18 protein-coding genes are annotated in these 15,591 nt (G+C 31.1%); 3 read left to right on the top strand and 15 right to left on the bottom strand.

From position 1 onward, the window contains the following. Positions 1–79 precede the first annotated feature (79 nt). The 6 genes from acpP to pta all read right to left on the bottom strand — a co-directional run bounded on the left by acpP (position 80) and on the right by pta (position 4,558). Positions 80–313 carry an acyl carrier protein gene (gene acpP, locus ACJDUH_RS09005; RefSeq protein ID WP_406764820.1) on the bottom strand — a complete coding sequence of 78 codons (234 nt, stop codon included), beginning with the start codon at positions 311–313 and terminating at the stop codon, positions 80–82. Positions 314–383: 70 nt separating this feature from the next. Beyond that, positions 384–1,403, bottom strand: coding sequence for a phosphate acyltransferase PlsX (plsX, locus tag ACJDUH_RS09000; protein ID WP_406764819.1), 1,020 nt, complete (start codon positions 1,401–1,403; stop codon positions 384–386). 125 nt (positions 1,404–1,528) lie between these two features. Then, positions 1,529–1,711, bottom strand: coding sequence for a 50S ribosomal protein L32 (gene rpmF, locus ACJDUH_RS08995; protein WP_406764818.1), 183 nt, complete (start codon positions 1,709–1,711; stop codon positions 1,529–1,531). Positions 1,712–1,723: 12 nt separating this feature from the next. After that, the gene (locus ACJDUH_RS08990; RefSeq protein ID WP_406764817.1) at positions 1,724–2,224 is read right to left on the bottom strand and encodes a YceD family protein; all 501 of its coding nucleotides are present in this window, start codon (positions 2,222–2,224) and stop codon (positions 1,724–1,726) included. A 92-nt stretch (positions 2,225–2,316) separates the two neighbouring features. Further along, positions 2,317–3,519, bottom strand: coding sequence for an acetate/propionate family kinase (locus ACJDUH_RS08985; RefSeq protein ID WP_406764816.1), 1,203 nt, complete (start codon positions 3,517–3,519; stop codon positions 2,317–2,319). 40 nt (positions 3,520–3,559) lie between these two features. Further along, a complete protein-coding gene (gene pta, locus ACJDUH_RS08980) occupies positions 3,560–4,558 on the bottom strand; it encodes a phosphate acetyltransferase (protein WP_406764815.1) in 999 nt (332 codons plus the stop codon). Between the two features lie 192 nt (positions 4,559–4,750). Here pta and ACJDUH_RS08975 point away from each other — a divergent pair, with 192 nt between their 5' ends. After that, positions 4,751–5,968 (top strand): nucleotidyltransferase, encoded by a 1,218-nt coding sequence (locus ACJDUH_RS08975; RefSeq protein ID WP_406764814.1) that lies wholly within the window; start codon positions 4,751–4,753, stop codon positions 5,966–5,968. Here the strand turns inward: ACJDUH_RS08975 and ACJDUH_RS08970 are convergent. Continuing rightward, entirely contained in the window at positions 5,952–6,851 is a 900-nt protein-coding gene (locus ACJDUH_RS08970) for an MBL fold metallo-hydrolase (RefSeq protein ID WP_406764813.1), read from the bottom strand. The genes ACJDUH_RS08975 and ACJDUH_RS08970 overlap by 17 nt on opposite strands. Before the next feature lie 182 nt (positions 6,852–7,033). Between ACJDUH_RS08970 and ylbJ the strand changes: the two genes are divergently transcribed. Continuing rightward, complete coding sequence (gene ylbJ, locus ACJDUH_RS08965) at positions 7,034–8,203, top strand: sporulation integral membrane protein YlbJ (RefSeq protein WP_406764812.1); 1,170 nt, start codon at positions 7,034–7,036, stop codon at positions 8,201–8,203. Here the strand turns inward: ylbJ and ACJDUH_RS08960 are convergent. From ACJDUH_RS08960 to ACJDUH_RS08935, 6 genes are all read right to left on the bottom strand, one after another. Next, positions 8,186–8,710 (bottom strand): ATPase, encoded by a 525-nt coding sequence (locus tag ACJDUH_RS08960; protein WP_406764811.1) that lies wholly within the window; start codon positions 8,708–8,710, stop codon positions 8,186–8,188. The two genes, ylbJ and ACJDUH_RS08960, sit on opposite strands and share 18 nt — an antisense overlap. Before the next feature lie 11 nt (positions 8,711–8,721). Beyond that, complete coding sequence (coaD, locus tag ACJDUH_RS08955) at positions 8,722–9,201, bottom strand: pantetheine-phosphate adenylyltransferase (RefSeq protein ID WP_406764810.1); 480 nt, start codon at positions 9,199–9,201, stop codon at positions 8,722–8,724. 1 nt (position 9,202) lies between these two features. Further along, positions 9,203–9,760 carry a 16S rRNA (guanine(966)-N(2))-methyltransferase RsmD gene (gene rsmD / locus ACJDUH_RS08950; RefSeq protein WP_406764809.1) on the bottom strand — a complete coding sequence of 186 codons (558 nt, stop codon included), beginning with the start codon at positions 9,758–9,760 and terminating at the stop codon, positions 9,203–9,205. 132 nt (positions 9,761–9,892) lie between these two features. Further along, entirely contained in the window at positions 9,893–11,953 is a 2,061-nt protein-coding gene (gene recG / locus ACJDUH_RS08945; protein ID WP_406764808.1) for an ATP-dependent DNA helicase RecG, read from the bottom strand. 101 nt (positions 11,954–12,054) lie between these two features. After that, entirely contained in the window at positions 12,055–13,707 is a 1,653-nt protein-coding gene (locus ACJDUH_RS08940) for a DAK2 domain-containing protein (RefSeq protein WP_406764807.1), read from the bottom strand. A gap of 13 nt (positions 13,708–13,720) precedes the next feature. Continuing rightward, positions 13,721–14,071: an Asp23/Gls24 family envelope stress response protein gene (locus ACJDUH_RS08935; RefSeq protein WP_406764806.1), complete on the bottom strand. Its 351-nt coding sequence runs from the start codon at positions 14,069–14,071 to the stop codon at positions 13,721–13,723. A gap of 200 nt (positions 14,072–14,271) precedes the next feature. On the opposite strand from ACJDUH_RS08935, the gene rpmB reads away from it, so the two are divergent. Next, positions 14,272–14,463, top strand: coding sequence for a 50S ribosomal protein L28 (rpmB, locus tag ACJDUH_RS08930; protein ID WP_406764805.1), 192 nt, complete (start codon positions 14,272–14,274; stop codon positions 14,461–14,463). A 150-nt stretch (positions 14,464–14,613) separates the two neighbouring features. Here rpmB and ACJDUH_RS08925 read toward each other — a convergent pair whose 3' ends face one another. Continuing rightward, a complete protein-coding gene (locus ACJDUH_RS08925) occupies positions 14,614–14,775 on the bottom strand; it encodes a hypothetical protein (RefSeq protein ID WP_406764804.1) in 162 nt (53 codons plus the stop codon). 180 nt (positions 14,776–14,955) lie between these two features. Further along, positions 14,956–15,591, bottom strand: a complete 636-nt coding sequence (locus ACJDUH_RS08920) for a thiamine diphosphokinase (protein WP_406764803.1) — start codon at positions 15,589–15,591, stop codon at positions 14,956–14,958.

The raw sequence follows: 15,591 nt of genomic DNA, 5'->3' as shown, positions 1-15,591 counted from the left end.
CCTGCTGATATTTATACAAGCTCAAGAATAAACTAGTTTTTTTAAAATTTAAAGTCCCGCTGACGGCGGGACTTAAAAATTACTCTTCAGTATGAGCTTTTATGTAGTCTACTACATTTGCAACAGTACTAATTTTTTCAGCGTCTTCATCAGGGATTTCTAAGTCAAACTCGCTCTCTAATGCCATTATTAACTCAACTATATCAAGTGAATCAGCACCTAGGTCATCCATAAATGATGATTCCATAGATATTTCATCAGCATCTATTCCTAATTGATCGGCAATTATATCTTTAACCTTTTCAAATATCATAATTTCACCTCCAACTCTATAGTTATATAAAGATAATATTACATTCCTCTTATGACGTCAATATTAAAATTTAATCTTCAGTATCATTTATACTGCCTGCATCTAGCTTTTCAAGTTCCTCAGTAATTCTTCCAACAATATTCTGCTCATATGTATCTTTAGCCTGCTTAATAGCATTTTTAAAGGCTTTACTATTTGAGCTACCATGTGCTTTAATTACTATTCCCTTAGCTCCTAAAAAAGCTGAGCCGCCATATTCGGTATAGTCAAACTTTCTCTTAAAATTATCAAATACTGATTTTAATAATAATCCGCCTAGCTTAGTTTTCAAGGAGGACATTATTTCAGTTTTAAGTAATGAGAATATGCTGCCTGCAACACCTTCGTAGGTTTTTAAAAATGTATTTCCCACAAAACCATCACAAACTAAAACATTAGTTTCACCAGATGGCACATCTCTTGGTTCAATGTTCCCCACAAAATTTAAATTAGAAGATTTTAAAAGCTTATGGGTTTCTTTGGTAAGCTCATTACCCTTTTCTTCTTCTGAACCTATATTAATAAGTCCTATGGTTGGATTTTTAACCTTTAAAATATTTTCAAAGTATATTTTTCCCATTAAGGCAAATTGAAGAAGATAAATAGGCTTACAGTCCACATTTGCACCAGCGTCAGTTACCATGAAGGGATTAGTCTTTCCCGGCATTATTGGAGCTAGTGCAACTCTTTTAATTCCTTTTATTCTACCTATAATAAGGGTAGCTCCAGCCATTAGAGCCCCTGTGCTTCCAGCAGAAAGTACAGCATCTGCTTCACCATTTTTAACAAGGTTTAATGCCTTCACTAAACTAGAATCCTTCTTCTGTTTTAAAGCCTTAACAGGCTCTTCATTTGGGCTAATTACTTCTGTGGAATTAACTACTGCTATACTTTCACTAGGGAAGGTATATTTTGATAAAGTCTTTTTTATAAGTTCTTCTGGACCTGTAAGTATGATTTTTACCCCTAATTCCTTTACAGCTTCAACGCAGCCTTCAACTACTGCTTCAGGAGCATTATCTCCACCCATCCCGTCTACTGCAATTATCATAAGATTACCTGGAATACCAGGAATTCACTTCCTTTCTGCTTAACAATAAAAACATTATTCCTAAAAAAAGTATATTATACCTAAAATAAAAAAACAAGAGAAAGTCAAATGACTTTCTCTTATAATTATTTTTCAGTAGCTACAACTTCCTTACTCTTATAATATCCACAGTTTTTGCATACTCTATGAGCAAGTTTCATCTCATGGCACTGAGGACATTCAACTATACCTGGTAGGCTTAATTTAAATGTTTGTGCTCTTCTAGAGTCTCTTCTAGCTTTAGAAAATCTTCTCGCAGGATTTCCCATTGTAACACCTCCTTAATTTGCAGAAAACAAATCTTTAAGCTTTGCAAGTCTTGGATCAACTAAATCTCTTGTGCAATTGCAGGATGATACATTTAAGTTTATACCGCAAACTTGACATAAGCCTTTACAGTCATCTTTACACAACTTTTTAATAGGTAAAGATAAAATTATATTGTTTTTGATATTTTCTGTGATATCAATTATATCACTATCAATAAAAATGATTTCATCATCTTTATTATCTGGATTATTAGAAAAGTTTTCATGAATTTGAATATCTACATTATAATTAAAACTTGTTAAACATCTAGAACAAGATAAGCCTAACTCAGTTGTAACTTTACCTTCTAACCTAATAACATTTTCAGAAATTGATACTTCTCCATCTAATGTTACAGGCTTTAGAAATTGAATATATTCTCCATCATCATAAAAATTCTCTATACTGGAAACTAAATGCACCTTTTTTTTAGATGCTTTTTTAGAAATTAAATCTACAACATCTATTTTCATAGTGTCACCTCAATGCATTAGCCACAATTTATTATATAAACAACTAAAATAAAAGTCAAGCTGTATTTAGCGTTTACGTAAATTATTGTAAATTATTTATTTTCTACTATTTCCCTAACGTCTCTAGCTATCATAAGCTCTTCATTTGTTGGAATTACAAATACCTTTACTTTACTGCCTTCTGCACTTAAGTCAACAGCTTTTCCTCTAACCTTATTTTTAGAAGGATCAAGCTTAATTCCTAAGTAATCAAGGTTAGTACAAACAGCCTCTCTAGTTTCAGGTGAGTTTTCTCCAAGTCCTGCAGTAAATACTAGGCAGTCAACACCATTCATAACTGCAGTGTAGGAACCAATAAACTTTTTAACTTTATAATAGAATACATCCAAAGCTAATTGTGCTTGCTTATTGTTATTTTTCCAAGCTTCGTCTTCAATATCTCTAAAGTCGCTACTTACACCGGAAATACCTAATACACCTGATTTTTTATTTATAATATTATTAACTTCATCAATGCTGTAATTTAATTCTGTCATTAAGAAAGTTATTATAGCTGGGTCTATGCTTCCGGATCTTGTGCCCATAGCTATTCCTTCAAGAGGAGTAAAGCCCATACTTGTTTCTACAGACTTCCCGCCTTCTATTGCAGCAATACTAGCTCCATTTCCTAAATGGCAGGTTATAATTTTTAAATCATTAATATCCTTTTCCATCATTTCTGCAGCAACTTGTGATACGTATCTATGGGATGTTCCATGGAAGCCGTATTTTCTTATTCCCTGCTCTTTATAAAGTTCATATGGAAGCGGATAAATATAAGCATATTCTGGTATTGTCTGGTGGAAAGCTGTATCGAATACTGCAATCATAGGAGTATTTGGCATAAGCTCTCTGCAGGCATTAATACCTGTAATATTAGGAGGGTTATGTAGTGGTGCAAGTTTTGCACAATCCTCTAATGCTTTCATAACTACTTCATCAATAAGTACAGAATTTGAATATTTTTCTCCACCGTGAACAACCCTATGACCAACAGCTGAAATTTCAGACATATCAGCAATTACGCCATTATTCTTATCAACAAGTGCTTCTAAAACTAATTTAATAGCATCCTTATGGCTAGGCATTGCTTCTTTTATAATATATTTTTCCTTACCTTCTACCTTTTGAGTTAGTATGGAACCATCCATTCCTATTCTTTCAACAAGACCTTTTGCTAATGCAGTTTCATTAACCATATCAATTAACTGATATTTTAAAGATGAACTACCGCAATTGACAACTAGTATTTTCAATTAAATTTCCTCCTCATTACCTATTCTTAGGTAAGCATTATTAATTATTTTGAGCCTGAATTGAAGTTACAACAACAACGTTAACTATGTCCTCAGCACTGCAACCTCTTGATAAATCATTTACTGGCTTTGCAAATCCTTGACAAACTGGTCCTATAGCTTCTGCATTTGCAAATCTTTGAACTAGTTTGTAGCCTATATTTCCTGCTTGTAAATCAGGGAAAACTAATACATTAGCTTGACCTGCAACTTTGCTTCCAGGTGCTTTTTGGTCAGCAACCTTTTTAACTATAGCAGCATCTAATTGTAATTCACCATCTATTTCTAGGTCAGGTCTAAGTTCTTTAGCTATTTTTGTAGCTTCTCTAACTTTATCAACTAATTCACTTTGTGCACTACCCATAGTTGAGAAAGAAAGCATAGCAACCTTTGGTTCCATATTGCATAATTTTTTAGCAGTTTCAGCAGTTGAAATTGCAATAGCAGCCAGCTGTTCTGCAGTTGGATTTGGATTTACTGCACAGTCAGCAAATAAAAGCATTCCATTATCTCCATATGGGCTATTAGGTACAAGCATTATAAAAAAGCTTGAAACTGTTGAAATTCCAGGAGCAGTTTTTATAACTTGCAGTCCTGGTCTAAGTAAATCTCCAGTAGTATGTATAGCACCTGATACTAGACCATCAGCATCGCCTAATTTAACCATCATTGTTCCAAAATACATAGGATCTAGTACTGTACTTTGAGCCTTTTCCAAAGTAACACCTTTTGATTTTCTAAGCTCATAAAAACCTTCAGCGTAAGCAGATGTCTTTTGAGAAGTTTTAGGGTCTACTATTTCTATTCCTTCTATATCAGCACCTAAGCTTTTAGCCTTGCTTTTGATTTTTTCAGCATCACCCAGTAAAACTAATTCTGCTAAACCTTCTTTTTTAATCATAGCACTAGCTACTATGGTTCTTTCTTCTTCACCTTCTGGAAGTACTATCCTCTTTACATCAGATTTTGCCTTCTTCCAAAATTCTTTCATTATATCCATAATCGTATCTCCCTTCTGTATTTTTCAATCCATATACACCATATATTATAATAACTCATTATTAATATACTTTTCAACAAAAATGTCTAAAATATACCTTAAGATTTTGCTATAATGTACATAATAAGTATAGTACTAGTATAAATAATGAATATAATTAATATTTTATTTAAGGTAAAAGGTTGTGAAAAAATGAATATAACATCCATAATTTCGGAATATAATCCCTTACATAACGGGCATCTATATCATATGGAAAAAACAAAGGAACTTACTGGTGCTGATGCTATTATATGTGTTATGAGCGGCAATTTTGTGCAAAGAGGTCTGCCGGCTATGATAGACAAGTGGAATAGAGCAAAGACAGCTTTAGAATGTGGTGCTGACCTTGTATTAGAACTTCCAGTTCTGTATAGCTTATCTTCTGCTGAGTTTTTTGCCTTTGGTGCAGTAAGTCTCTTAAACAGTTTAGGTGCAGTAAATAGTATTTGTTTTGGAAGTGAGGTTGGAGACCTAGAATTTCTTAAAAACATATCTGAAATACTTTTAAAGGAACCACTTGAATTTAAGAAAAACCTAAAAAAATATTTAGATTTGGGATATGGCTTTGCAAAAGCAAGAAGCTTAGCTTTAAGTGAGTATATTAAAGATGAAAATATTATAGATGAAAACCTCGTACAAAGCTTAAGTACTTCTAATAATATTTTAGGTATTGAATATCTAAAAAGCTTAATAAAGTTAAATAGCAATATTAAGCCATATACAATTAGACGTGAAGGTGCCTCTTATAATAGTGAAGCTATGGATAATATGTTTTCAAGTGCAACTGCAATTAGAAAATATGTTAAAGAAAATGAAGACCTATCTGAGCTTTATAAGCATTTGCCTAAATCTAGCTATAATTTGCTTTTAAACCTTAAAAACAGTAATTATGAATTTGCCAGTGGAAGTAATATGCTTAAATATATTAAATATAAATATTTTTGTGATGACTCTAAAATAGAAAAACTACCGGATGTCACTGAAGGCCTTCACAATAAAATATATAAAAGCTTGGATAGGATAAATGATTATGATGACTTAATTCAAGATATAAAAAGTAAAAGATTTACTTACACAAGAATAAGCAGAATACTTTGCCAATATTTCATAGGCTTTGAAAGCTATAATACTGAAATTTTAAGAAAAGAATCTTGTCCCTATGTACGAGTATTAGGTTTTAATGAAATAGGAACTAAAATACTTAAGGACCTTAAGAAAAGCTCAAATATACCAGTATATACTAAGCTTCCTAAAGTCCATAATGAAGTTCTTGACTTAGAAATTCAGGCTACAAAGGCTTATAGTCTTTTAAATTCCAAAATAGATCCCTTTAGTGACTTTTTAATTAATCCTATAAAGTTATTTTAGAATACTTTAGAAAGCCATCTTCCATTTTTAATTTTATGGCTCCAGTTTCATTTAAATATTCAACGTAGGATCTAAGCATTCTCTCAATTAGGGAATATTTGTATTTGCTGTTTACATGAATATGAAAACTAATAATTACAGCTTTTAGAATATCTTCCATGGTCATGGAACCTTCAATTACATTGAAGACCCTTTGTGCTCTATTTTTATAAAAATTAATGTTATCTGTAATAAGTTTAGTAATGTTATCAAATACACCTTTATGGGCTACAACATATTTACTGCAGCATAAGTCATATAGCTTATCCTTACTTTTTAAATCCTCATTAAGTATAAAAGCATATGGCATTTTAGCTCCTTCCATTACTTCATAGCTAATAAGGGCATCTCCTAAGTATGCAACATTATCAGGTGTAATAATACAAATGTGTGCTGGACTATGCCCTGGTGTATGGAGAATCTTAAATTTTATTCCACACAGATAAATCTTATTTTCCTCATCTAAAATTTTAATATCAGTATCACAAATCATATGGCCATAATGCTCTGTTATTTCCGTTAAAGTCTGATTGCTATAATAAACCTTCAAATTAACCGCAGAACTGCAAACATGTGCCTCATAAGCCGGCATTGCAATAATAGAGTTATATTTCTTTTTAAAATATGCATTATTTCCAATATGATCTATATGAGCATGGCTGTTTAATATACCTGCTACATTAAAGTTATTTTTATTAAGGAGTTCTTCTATTCCTTCTCTTTCTCCCTTTGCCCAGCCAGTATCCAGTAAAATTATTTCCTCATCGTTTATTTTATAAAAAGGTAAAGTTGACATACCAGTATCAATACAAAAAGTACTTCCTTTTATCTGCTTAATTTCCATATATTATTTTTAGTGAAATAATGCCCTGTTTAGGCACAAACACTAAATTTCACTTCCTTTCTTATAATCTTTTTTAAATGATTTAATCTCCTTACACTATGAAAAACAGTTTATAATAAATGTAATAAATTTATACTGGGCTAAAATATAATTATACAAACACTGAAAATGAGGAGATCTTGTTGAATTTTTTATTTTTCTTAATAGTTCTTATAATAGCATTATTAATATACTTATTGTTTAAATCATTTAATAAAAGCTTATTAGTAACTATAGTTTGCTCCCTTCTAATTGTGCAAATTTTGTTAACTCCAAAGCTTTGTATAAATTCAGCACTGCTTGGAGTTAATTTATTTGTAAACAAAGTATTTCCTTCATTATTTCCTTTTTTAGTAATTACAAGTATTATGATGTCCTATGATGGAATAAAAATATATTCAAATCTACTGGGCAATATTATATGTAAGCCCTTAAAGCTGCCCCTTCAGTGTACCTTTGCATTAATGGTAAGTTTCTTTTGCGGCTATCCCTTAGGCGCTAAATATGCCTGTGATTTGTATGAAAATGGACACATAGACTTTTTAACCTGTGAAAGACTTATTAATATTGCTAGTAATGCGAGTCCTTTGTTTGTAATTGGAGCAGTAGGTACATCTATGCTGAAAAATAATTATATTGGCTATCTGCTTCTTGTTTCAAATTACATATCCTGTTTTGTTATGGGAATTATACTTCCAGCTAAAGTGCCTTATAAGGCCTATAAAAGAAGTAATGAGATTTTAACCCCTAAAAAAAACATCGGTATTATTTTAAAGGATAGTATTGAAAATTCTATAAAGACTTCTATAAGTATTGGAGGCTTTGTTATCCTATTTAGTGTAATAATAGGAATAATAAAAAGCAATATCATCTTTGATATTGCCATAAATGGTTTCAGCACACTGCTTAATCTAAATAAAAATATAACACAAGGAATGGCTTTAGGGGTAATAGAAATGACTAATGGAAGCTTCCTAATATCTTCTGCTGACATTAGTCTCTATGCTAAAACTATTTTAATAAGCTTTATATTAGGATTTAGTGGTTTTTCAGTCATTTCTCAAGTATTTTCCTTTACATATAAATATAATTTATCTATGAAAAAATATATAATAAGAAAGGCCCTCCAAGGCCTAATTTGTTCAATTATATCTGCAATTTTATATAAATTTTTATTTATAAGTAAAACTGTAGATGTTTTTGCAGCAAACAGCAAAAATATTAATGACTTGTCCACTCTACTAATATTAATGATGTTATTGACAGCACCCTTTATATTAAATAGAATTATCAGGCTATTTCATACCTCTTAATTCTTTAATGTTTTCTCGTATAGTAGTTAGATCTGAATTAACTTCGGTGCTTAATCCTTCTACAAAATCTTCGACTTGAGTTTTAATGTTTGCAACCATGGAGTTACCTTTATCTGTAATTTGTTTTTCAAGCTGAGTAAGTATTTCATCAGCATAATTTCTAGCTCCAAGTCTCATGGATTTTGCATCTCTTTGGGCTGAAGCAATAATTTCTTCAGCTCTTATCATTGCTTCCTTGGTGATATCGTGGTTTTCAATCTGTCTTTTAATTAAATCCATGCTTTCTTTTTTCATGGTAGAGGTCTCTTCATGAGCTTCTCCAAGTATTCTTTCTTTTTCTTCCACAATCCACTGAGCTTTTTTAAATTCATCTGGAAGATAATTTATAATTTGATCAACAACATTCATAGCTTCTTTTTTATCTACAAGTATTTTTCCTGTAACAGGAACCTTCGAAGCTGTGTCTAGAATTTCTTGAAGGTATTCTAATAGTTTTATTACTTCCATAATATATCCCCCTACTTTTTAAATTTATCCAAAATATCATTAACTATAATTTCTGGAACAAAGTCTGTTATGCTGCCTCCAAACATAGCAATCTGCTTAATAGATGAAGAACTTATATATGAATTCTTTTCACTAGTCATTAAAAATACGGTTTCTATATTGGAATCTAATTTATTATTTAACATGGCCATTTGAAACTCGTATTCAAAATCAGAAATAGCCCTTAAACCTTTAACAATTATTTTAGTATCAGTCTTCTTCATAAAATCGATTAAAAGTCCAGTAAAACTTTCTACTCTCACATTGCTGATATTAGAGGTGGATTTTTTTATTAGGTTTACCCGTTCAGTAATATCAAACAATCCTTTCTTATCAGGATTTACCAGAGCTCCTACAATAACCTCATCAAAAATTTCTGAAGCTCTTTTAATAATATCTAGATGACCATTTGTAATTGGATCAAAGCTTCCAGGATAAACTGCTCTTTTCATATTAATCCTCCAGGTACTTATAGAAACATACAGTTGTATTTCCATACATTCTATGATCTTTAAGCATAATTTTTAAGTTTCCTTCATACAAGGTTTCTTTTGTATCAATTTTACATACTATTAGACCATCTTTTTTAAGTAAGTTTCCTTTTGTTATGATATCAATAGCTGGCGGTATCATGTCTTTTAAATAAGGTGGATCAATAAAAATTAAATCAAAGCTTATATTCTTATTAACTAAATTTTCTAAAGCATCATAGGAGTCCATATTTAAACACTTGCATCTATCTGTGAACTTAAAATTCTCAACATTTTGCTTTAAATATTTAAAGGTAGTCTCTCCTTTATCAATTAAATAACATTCCTTAGCACCGCGGCTTACTGCCTCCAGGCCTAAACTTCCTGTTCCTGCAAATACATCTATGACAACTGAACCATAAACTTTATTTTGAATTATGTTAAAAATTGATTCCTTTATTCTATCTAATGTTGGTCTAGTACCCATGCCTTCAGGAGATAATAGCTTTCTGCCCTTTGCTTCACCTGAAATAATTCTCATAGCTTTCACTCCTTATGATAAAATTATTAAATTACATATATACATAGAATAATACAAATATCTCCATATTTCAAGAAAATAAATAAAAATACCTCATATAATGTAATTTTTAAAAATAAAATTCATTAATTCTTAATTAAAACATATGAACCTTGAAGTATTGTCCATAGCTTTGATTATATCTTCTTTAACTTTAATATCTTTTGCTTCGGGGCTTTTAAGAAGATTTCTTGCTTCACTATTGGCAACTTTAAGCATATTAAAATCATTTATTAAATCAGCTAGAATGAGTCCAGTATCACCATGTTGTTTAAAGCCAAACAATTCACCGCCACCTCTGATTTTAAGGTCCTCTTCAGCTATTTTAAAACCATCTGTGTTATTTTGAATAATATCAAGCCGCTTTTTAATTGTTTCATTTTTTATATTAGCAATTAAAATGCAATAGGATTTATACTCTCCTCTTCCTACTCTGCCCCTTAACTGATGAAGCTGAGCAAGTCCGAATCGTTCTGCATTCTCAATTATCATAATAGTAGCATTAGGTACATTAATGCCGACTTCTATAACTGTAGTAGAAACTAAAACCTTTGTTTCACCTTTTTTAAAGCTATCCATAATCTGATTTTTATCTGCAGCCGACATTTTACCATGAAGCATTTTTATTTCTATACACTTAAAATAATTATTAGTAAGCAAATTATATAACTTTTCTACAGAACTAAGCTCAGCATTTTCTGTTTCCTCTACCAGTGGGCATACAACATAGACCTGTCTCCCATTTTTTATCTCTTCTAATGCAAAATTATAAGCTTTGCTTCTCCTGCTTTCTGAAAGATATGAGCTTTCTATTTTCTGCCTTCCTGGAGGCAGTTCATCAATTATAGAAATATCCAAATCACCATATAAAAACAATGATATTGTCCTAGGTATTGGAGTAGCAGTCATAACTAATATATCTATATTTTTACCTTTATTAAATAATTTACTCCTCTGCATGACCCCAAAACGATGCTGCTCATCTGTTACTACTAAGCCTAAATTATTAAATTCCACACTTTCTTCAAGAAGAGCATGGGTACCAACTACTATTTGTATATTCCCACTTTTTATATCTTCTTTAATTAAATCTTTCTGCTTTTTAGGAACACTTCCATTAAGCAAGGAAATATTGATGTTAAACTTTCCTAGTATTTTATTTAATTCTACATAATGCTGAACTGCAAGGATTTCTGTAGGAGCCATAAAAGCAGCTTGATAGCCATTTTTTATTGTATTAAATATACTTATAATAGCTACAATGGTCTTCCCACTGCCAACATCACCCTGTACTAATCTATTCATCTGTTTTACTGATTTTTGATCTAATAGAATTTCTCTTATAACTCTATTTTGCGCATTTGTAAGGGCAAAGGGTAAGGACTCCTTTAAAAGCTTTAAGTCTGGTGACATTTTAAAGGCTATGCCCTTTTTTGTATTATTAACATATTCCTTTAGAAGTAAAATTTTTAAAGAATAAGTAAAAAGCTCCTGAAACTTCAGTCTCCTTTGAGCCATTGTTAAAGCTTCCAAGCTCTTTGGGTTATGAATATTATGCATGGCAAAGTTAAGATTGCAAAGCTTATATTTCTTTAGTAAATCTTCAGGCAGATTTTCAGCAATATCCACCTTTGCAAGAATTTCTGAGATTACTTTAACCAAAAAATTATTTGTTATTCCGCTTTTTAATCCATATTTAGGAGAAAGTTTAGTGTCTTTTTCTGAATTTAAATCGTTAATAGGCTTAAAATCTTTTATTATACTTGGATTTACAATTATTTTTTCTCCATTAAATTCTTGAGCTTTACCGCTAAGAGTATAAGGAATATCAATTATAAATTTATCCTTCATATAAGGCTGGTTAAACCACTTACATTTAAAAATTTCTCCCTTATTGTTTTTTAAGACTACGGTTGAAATTACTTTCCCCTTTTTTGTTCTTAAGTCTCTGTCAATTCTAATAACGATACCACTTATAATAATTTTGCTGCCGGATATAGTTTTCTCACCGTCACCGTTTATATAATATTTTTCATAATCCCTAGGAAAATATAAAATTAAATCTATTATATTTATAATTCCAAGGCTATTTAAGAGCTTTTGCATCTTAGGACCTACCCCTTTTAAATAAGAGATATCTTCGTAAATATTCATGAGTAACACTCCCATATATAGAATAGGCTATGGCTAAACTTAGGTTAATTGCAACCAAGTTTAGCCATAGCCTAAGAATAAAAAAAGCCCAAAGGCTTTTCTTATTCCACTGAAACTATAAAGTAATAAAGAGGCTGCATTCCATTGTAGCTTTGAATATCTTTATCGGGATACTTTTCCTCTAATTTAGATACTAGCTCAGAAACTTTAGCTTCATCTGTTTCTTCACCATATAATATTGTAATTAGCTCGCTGTTTTCATCACACATGTTAGCTAATACTTCTTCGCATACCTCATATATATCATTACCAACTACATTAATCTTGCCTTCAAGAAGACCTAAAATATCTCCTTCATTAATGGCCTTGCCATCCATTTCTGTATCTCTGACAGCATAGGTTACCTGACCTGTAGTTACCTTTTCTATTGCATCATTCATAGCTGTTATGTTATCTTCTAAAGCTGCTTCAGAATCAAATATGGTAATACAAGCTATACCCTGTGGGATAGTTTTAGTAGGTACTACAACAATATTTTTTTCTGATAGTTCTGCAGCTTGGTTTGCAGCCATAATTATATTTTTATTATTAGGAAGAATAAAAATATTTTCAGCATTTAATTTTTCAATGCAGTTTAAAATATCCTGGGTGCTAGGATTCATAGTTTGACCACCTTCAATAACGTAGTCAACACCAAAGTCTTCAAAAATATTCTTTATTCCCTCTCCCATTGCAACGGAGATAAATGCATATTTCTTAGCTTCTACTGCGGCTTCTTCCATATCTCTATTTTTTGATGCTTCCTTATTAATGGTATTTTCATCATATAACACATGTCTATGCTGTTCTCTCATATTATCTATTTTAATTTTAGATAATTCACCAAGCTTTACAGCCTTTGAAAGTACTAAACCCGGGTCATTAGTATGAATATGTACCTTAACGGCATCCTCAGAACCAACGACAATCATGGAATCACCATGTGGATTTAATTCATTTCTGAAGTTATCTACATTAATATCCTTACCTAAAACGAAGAATTCAGTACAATACCCAAATTCTATGTCTTGTTCACCTAGTATTTGTGCAGCATTAAAGGCTTCATTATTACTACTTGAGATATTTGATATTTCAGCTTTTATATCAAATTTCAAAGCTTCAAACATACCTTTAAGTATAATTAAGAGGCCCATACCACCAGCATCAACTACTTTTGCCTTTTTAAGCACAGGAAGCATTTCTGGTGTTTTATTAAGCATTATTTCACTTTGCTCAGTTACTTCCTCCATTAAAGCAGTAATGTTAGATGCAGTACTTCTTACTGCACTCTCACCAGCAGCTCTAATAATGGTTAAAATTGTTCCTTCAGTTGGTCTCATTACTGCCTTATATGCTGATTTAGAACCTTCCAGTAAGGCATTTGCAAATTCTAAAACATCTACCTCAGTTTTATCCTCCAAACCTTTGGCAATACCTCTAAAAACCTGAGATAAAATTACACCAGAGTTTCCTCTAGCTCCCATTAAGGCTCCTTTAGCTAATCTCTTCGAAACTTCACCAATAGATATGCTGTTCATATTTTCAATTTCTGAAACTGCAGCTCTAAAGGTCATTGACATATTAGTTCCAGTATCACCATCTGGAACAGGAAATACATTTAAGGAATTTACAAAGGCTTTTTGCTCCTCCAATTTGTTTGAAGCATTTACTACCATGTTGTAAAAATGTATCCCATCTATCTTTATGAATTCCATTAAAAGTACCCCCTTAGACTCTAACACCTTGTACGTTAACTGTAATACTGGAAACCTTAAGTCCAGTTAAATTTTCAATGTTATATTTTATCTTTTGAATTATATTATTAGCTATAACAGAAATCTTAGTTCCATATTCAACTATTATATATAATTCAATTGATAATTCATTTTCTTTTGAATGAAGTTTTACACCTTTGCTTAAGTTTTCTCCTTTAATAAGTTCCCAAAGTCCATCTTTAGCATTTTTAGATGCCATACCGACAACTCCGTAGCATTCCATGGTTGAAACTCCAACAATATTTGCAACTACTTCTTCGGAATAACTAATAACTCCGTTTTCGTTTTGAATATTGCCTATCATAATATCCCTCCTCAATTAAAAAGACCATATAGACTATTTTATATTAAATATAGAATTTATTCAATAAAATTAATACTTAAGTTTAATTATTTAGCTAATTATTTCATTTTATACTTGCAAAAAAGCCAAAATGTGTGATAAAATAAAACATGTTTGGATTGAGAAGATAAATTCTTCACAATTTCTAAGGAGGTGTTTTTGTGTCAAGAAGATGTGAAATATGCAATAAGGGTGTTATATCAGGATTACAAGCAAGTCATTCAAATCGTAAAACGAAGAGAAAATGGGCTCCAAACCTAAGAAGAGTAAAGGCTGTTGTTGAAGGAACCCCAAGAACAATACATGTTTGCACAAGATGTCTACGTTCAGGTAGAGTTCAACGTGCTGTATAAATAATAAAAAATGCAGTTGTATAACAATTGCATTTTTTATTATTTATGTTCAATTTATTTTTTTTTTCTTATGAATACTTTTAATATGGAAGCTATACATCTAGGCAGCTTTATAGCTACTATTTTCATTTATATCCCCCCAAACCATTATTAATGTTGGTTATCTATTATTCTCCAGCCGACGTATATAAGTCCACCGCCAACTGCAATCATCCATCCCCAAAAAGGTATAATAAAGGTAATTATAATTCCAATACCTATAGAGGCTATTATCCACCCAATATTTTTCTTAAATCTACGTTTTATTGACAAAGCCCATACCTCACCCTATTGCTTTGTTACTATTATATGCTTAACTTAATATTTTGTGACAAAAATAAAGCCTTCTTATACTAAATTAAAAATTTATAAAATTGAAGGAAATTTGTCTATATAAAACTTAAAATTAAAAAATCCCCTAAGGGATTTTTATCAATATCTTTATATTTAAAATCAATCTTTACTTCTAAGTAAAAGCAAATACCCACTTGAGAAGGTTATTTTAACTTCAGGATCTTTAAATTCATTAGATACAGTTAAAGAATCCCCTATGGATAATTCATAGTTATTAAGTGGATATCTTGCACCGTAAATTGTTAAATCCTTAATAGTAGAATTATAGGCAAGCAGTGAAAATTTTTCTTTTGGCTTACCGGAAATTATAATGGGACTATTTAATAACTCTATATAGTTATTAGCATCTCTTATACAACCTTTTATATTGCTATTTAAGCATTTTAAAAGCAGACCAAAATTACCTAAGGTATGATCAAGTCTAGAACCGGTGCAGCCTAAAAACACAATTTCATCAGCACCTAGCTCTTTTGCCTTAAGGAATGCCAATTCAGAGTCTGTGCAGTCCTTAGCCACTGGATATCTTTCTATGTTACAATTACTGTTTAAAAAGAAATTAAAAGCCTCTCTATTTATAGAATCAAAATCTCCTATTAAATATTCAGGTATAATTTTATAATTTATAAGACAATCAGCACCGCTATCTGCACATATAATAAAGACTGAATCTTCCATCTCATCTTTTAAAAGTTCTAAACTAGGAGGTGTACCTCCTGCAATTATTATGCATTTCAT

It is taken from the genome of Candidatus Clostridium radicumherbarum, from assembly GCF_045310525.1.
Classification (GTDB): domain Bacteria; phylum Bacillota; class Clostridia; order Clostridiales; family Clostridiaceae; genus Clostridium_AT; species Clostridium_AT radicumherbarum.
The sequence above is the reverse complement of the archived record's forward strand: the minus strand, read 5'-3'. Positions and strand labels throughout refer to the sequence as shown.

Coding starts and splice junctions, on each gene's coding strand:
- rsmD (WP_406764809.1), bottom strand. CDS start 9,760: ATGAGAATTATTTCAGGTGAAGCAAAGGGCAGAAAGCTATTATCTCCT.
- pta (WP_406764815.1), bottom strand. CDS start 4,558: ATGGATATAATGAAAGAATTTTGGAAGAAGGCAAAATCTGATGTAAAG.
- coaD (WP_406764810.1), bottom strand. CDS start 9,201: ATGAAAAGAGCAGTTTATCCTGGAAGCTTTGATCCAATTACAAATGGT.
- ACJDUH_RS08935 (WP_406764806.1), bottom strand. CDS start 14,071: ATGATAGGCAATATTCAAAACGAAAACGGAGTTATTAGTTATTCCGAA.
- recG (WP_406764808.1), bottom strand. CDS start 11,953: ATGAATATTTACGAAGATATCTCTTATTTAAAAGGGGTAGGTCCTAAG.
- ACJDUH_RS08990 (WP_406764817.1), bottom strand. CDS start 2,224: ATGAAAATAGATGTTGTAGATTTAATTTCTAAAAAAGCATCTAAAAAA.
- ACJDUH_RS08940 (WP_406764807.1), bottom strand. CDS start 13,707: ATGGAATTCATAAAGATAGATGGGATACATTTTTACAACATGGTAGTA.
- plsX (WP_406764819.1), bottom strand. CDS start 1,403: ATGATAATTGCAGTAGACGGGATGGGTGGAGATAATGCTCCTGAAGCA.
- ACJDUH_RS08970 (WP_406764813.1), bottom strand. CDS start 6,851: ATGGAAATTAAGCAGATAAAAGGAAGTACTTTTTGTATTGATACTGGT.
- ACJDUH_RS08975 (WP_406764814.1), top strand. CDS start 4,751: ATGAATATAACATCCATAATTTCGGAATATAATCCCTTACATAACGGG.
- ACJDUH_RS08920 (WP_406764803.1), bottom strand. CDS start 15,591: ATGAAATGCATAATAATTGCAGGAGGTACACCTCCTAGTTTAGAACTT.
- acpP (WP_406764820.1), bottom strand. CDS start 313: ATGATATTTGAAAAGGTTAAAGATATAATTGCCGATCAATTAGGAATA.
- rpmF (WP_406764818.1), bottom strand. CDS start 1,711: ATGGGAAATCCTGCGAGAAGATTTTCTAAAGCTAGAAGAGACTCTAGA.
- ACJDUH_RS08960 (WP_406764811.1), bottom strand. CDS start 8,710: ATGGAAGTAATAAAACTATTAGAATACCTTCAAGAAATTCTAGACACA.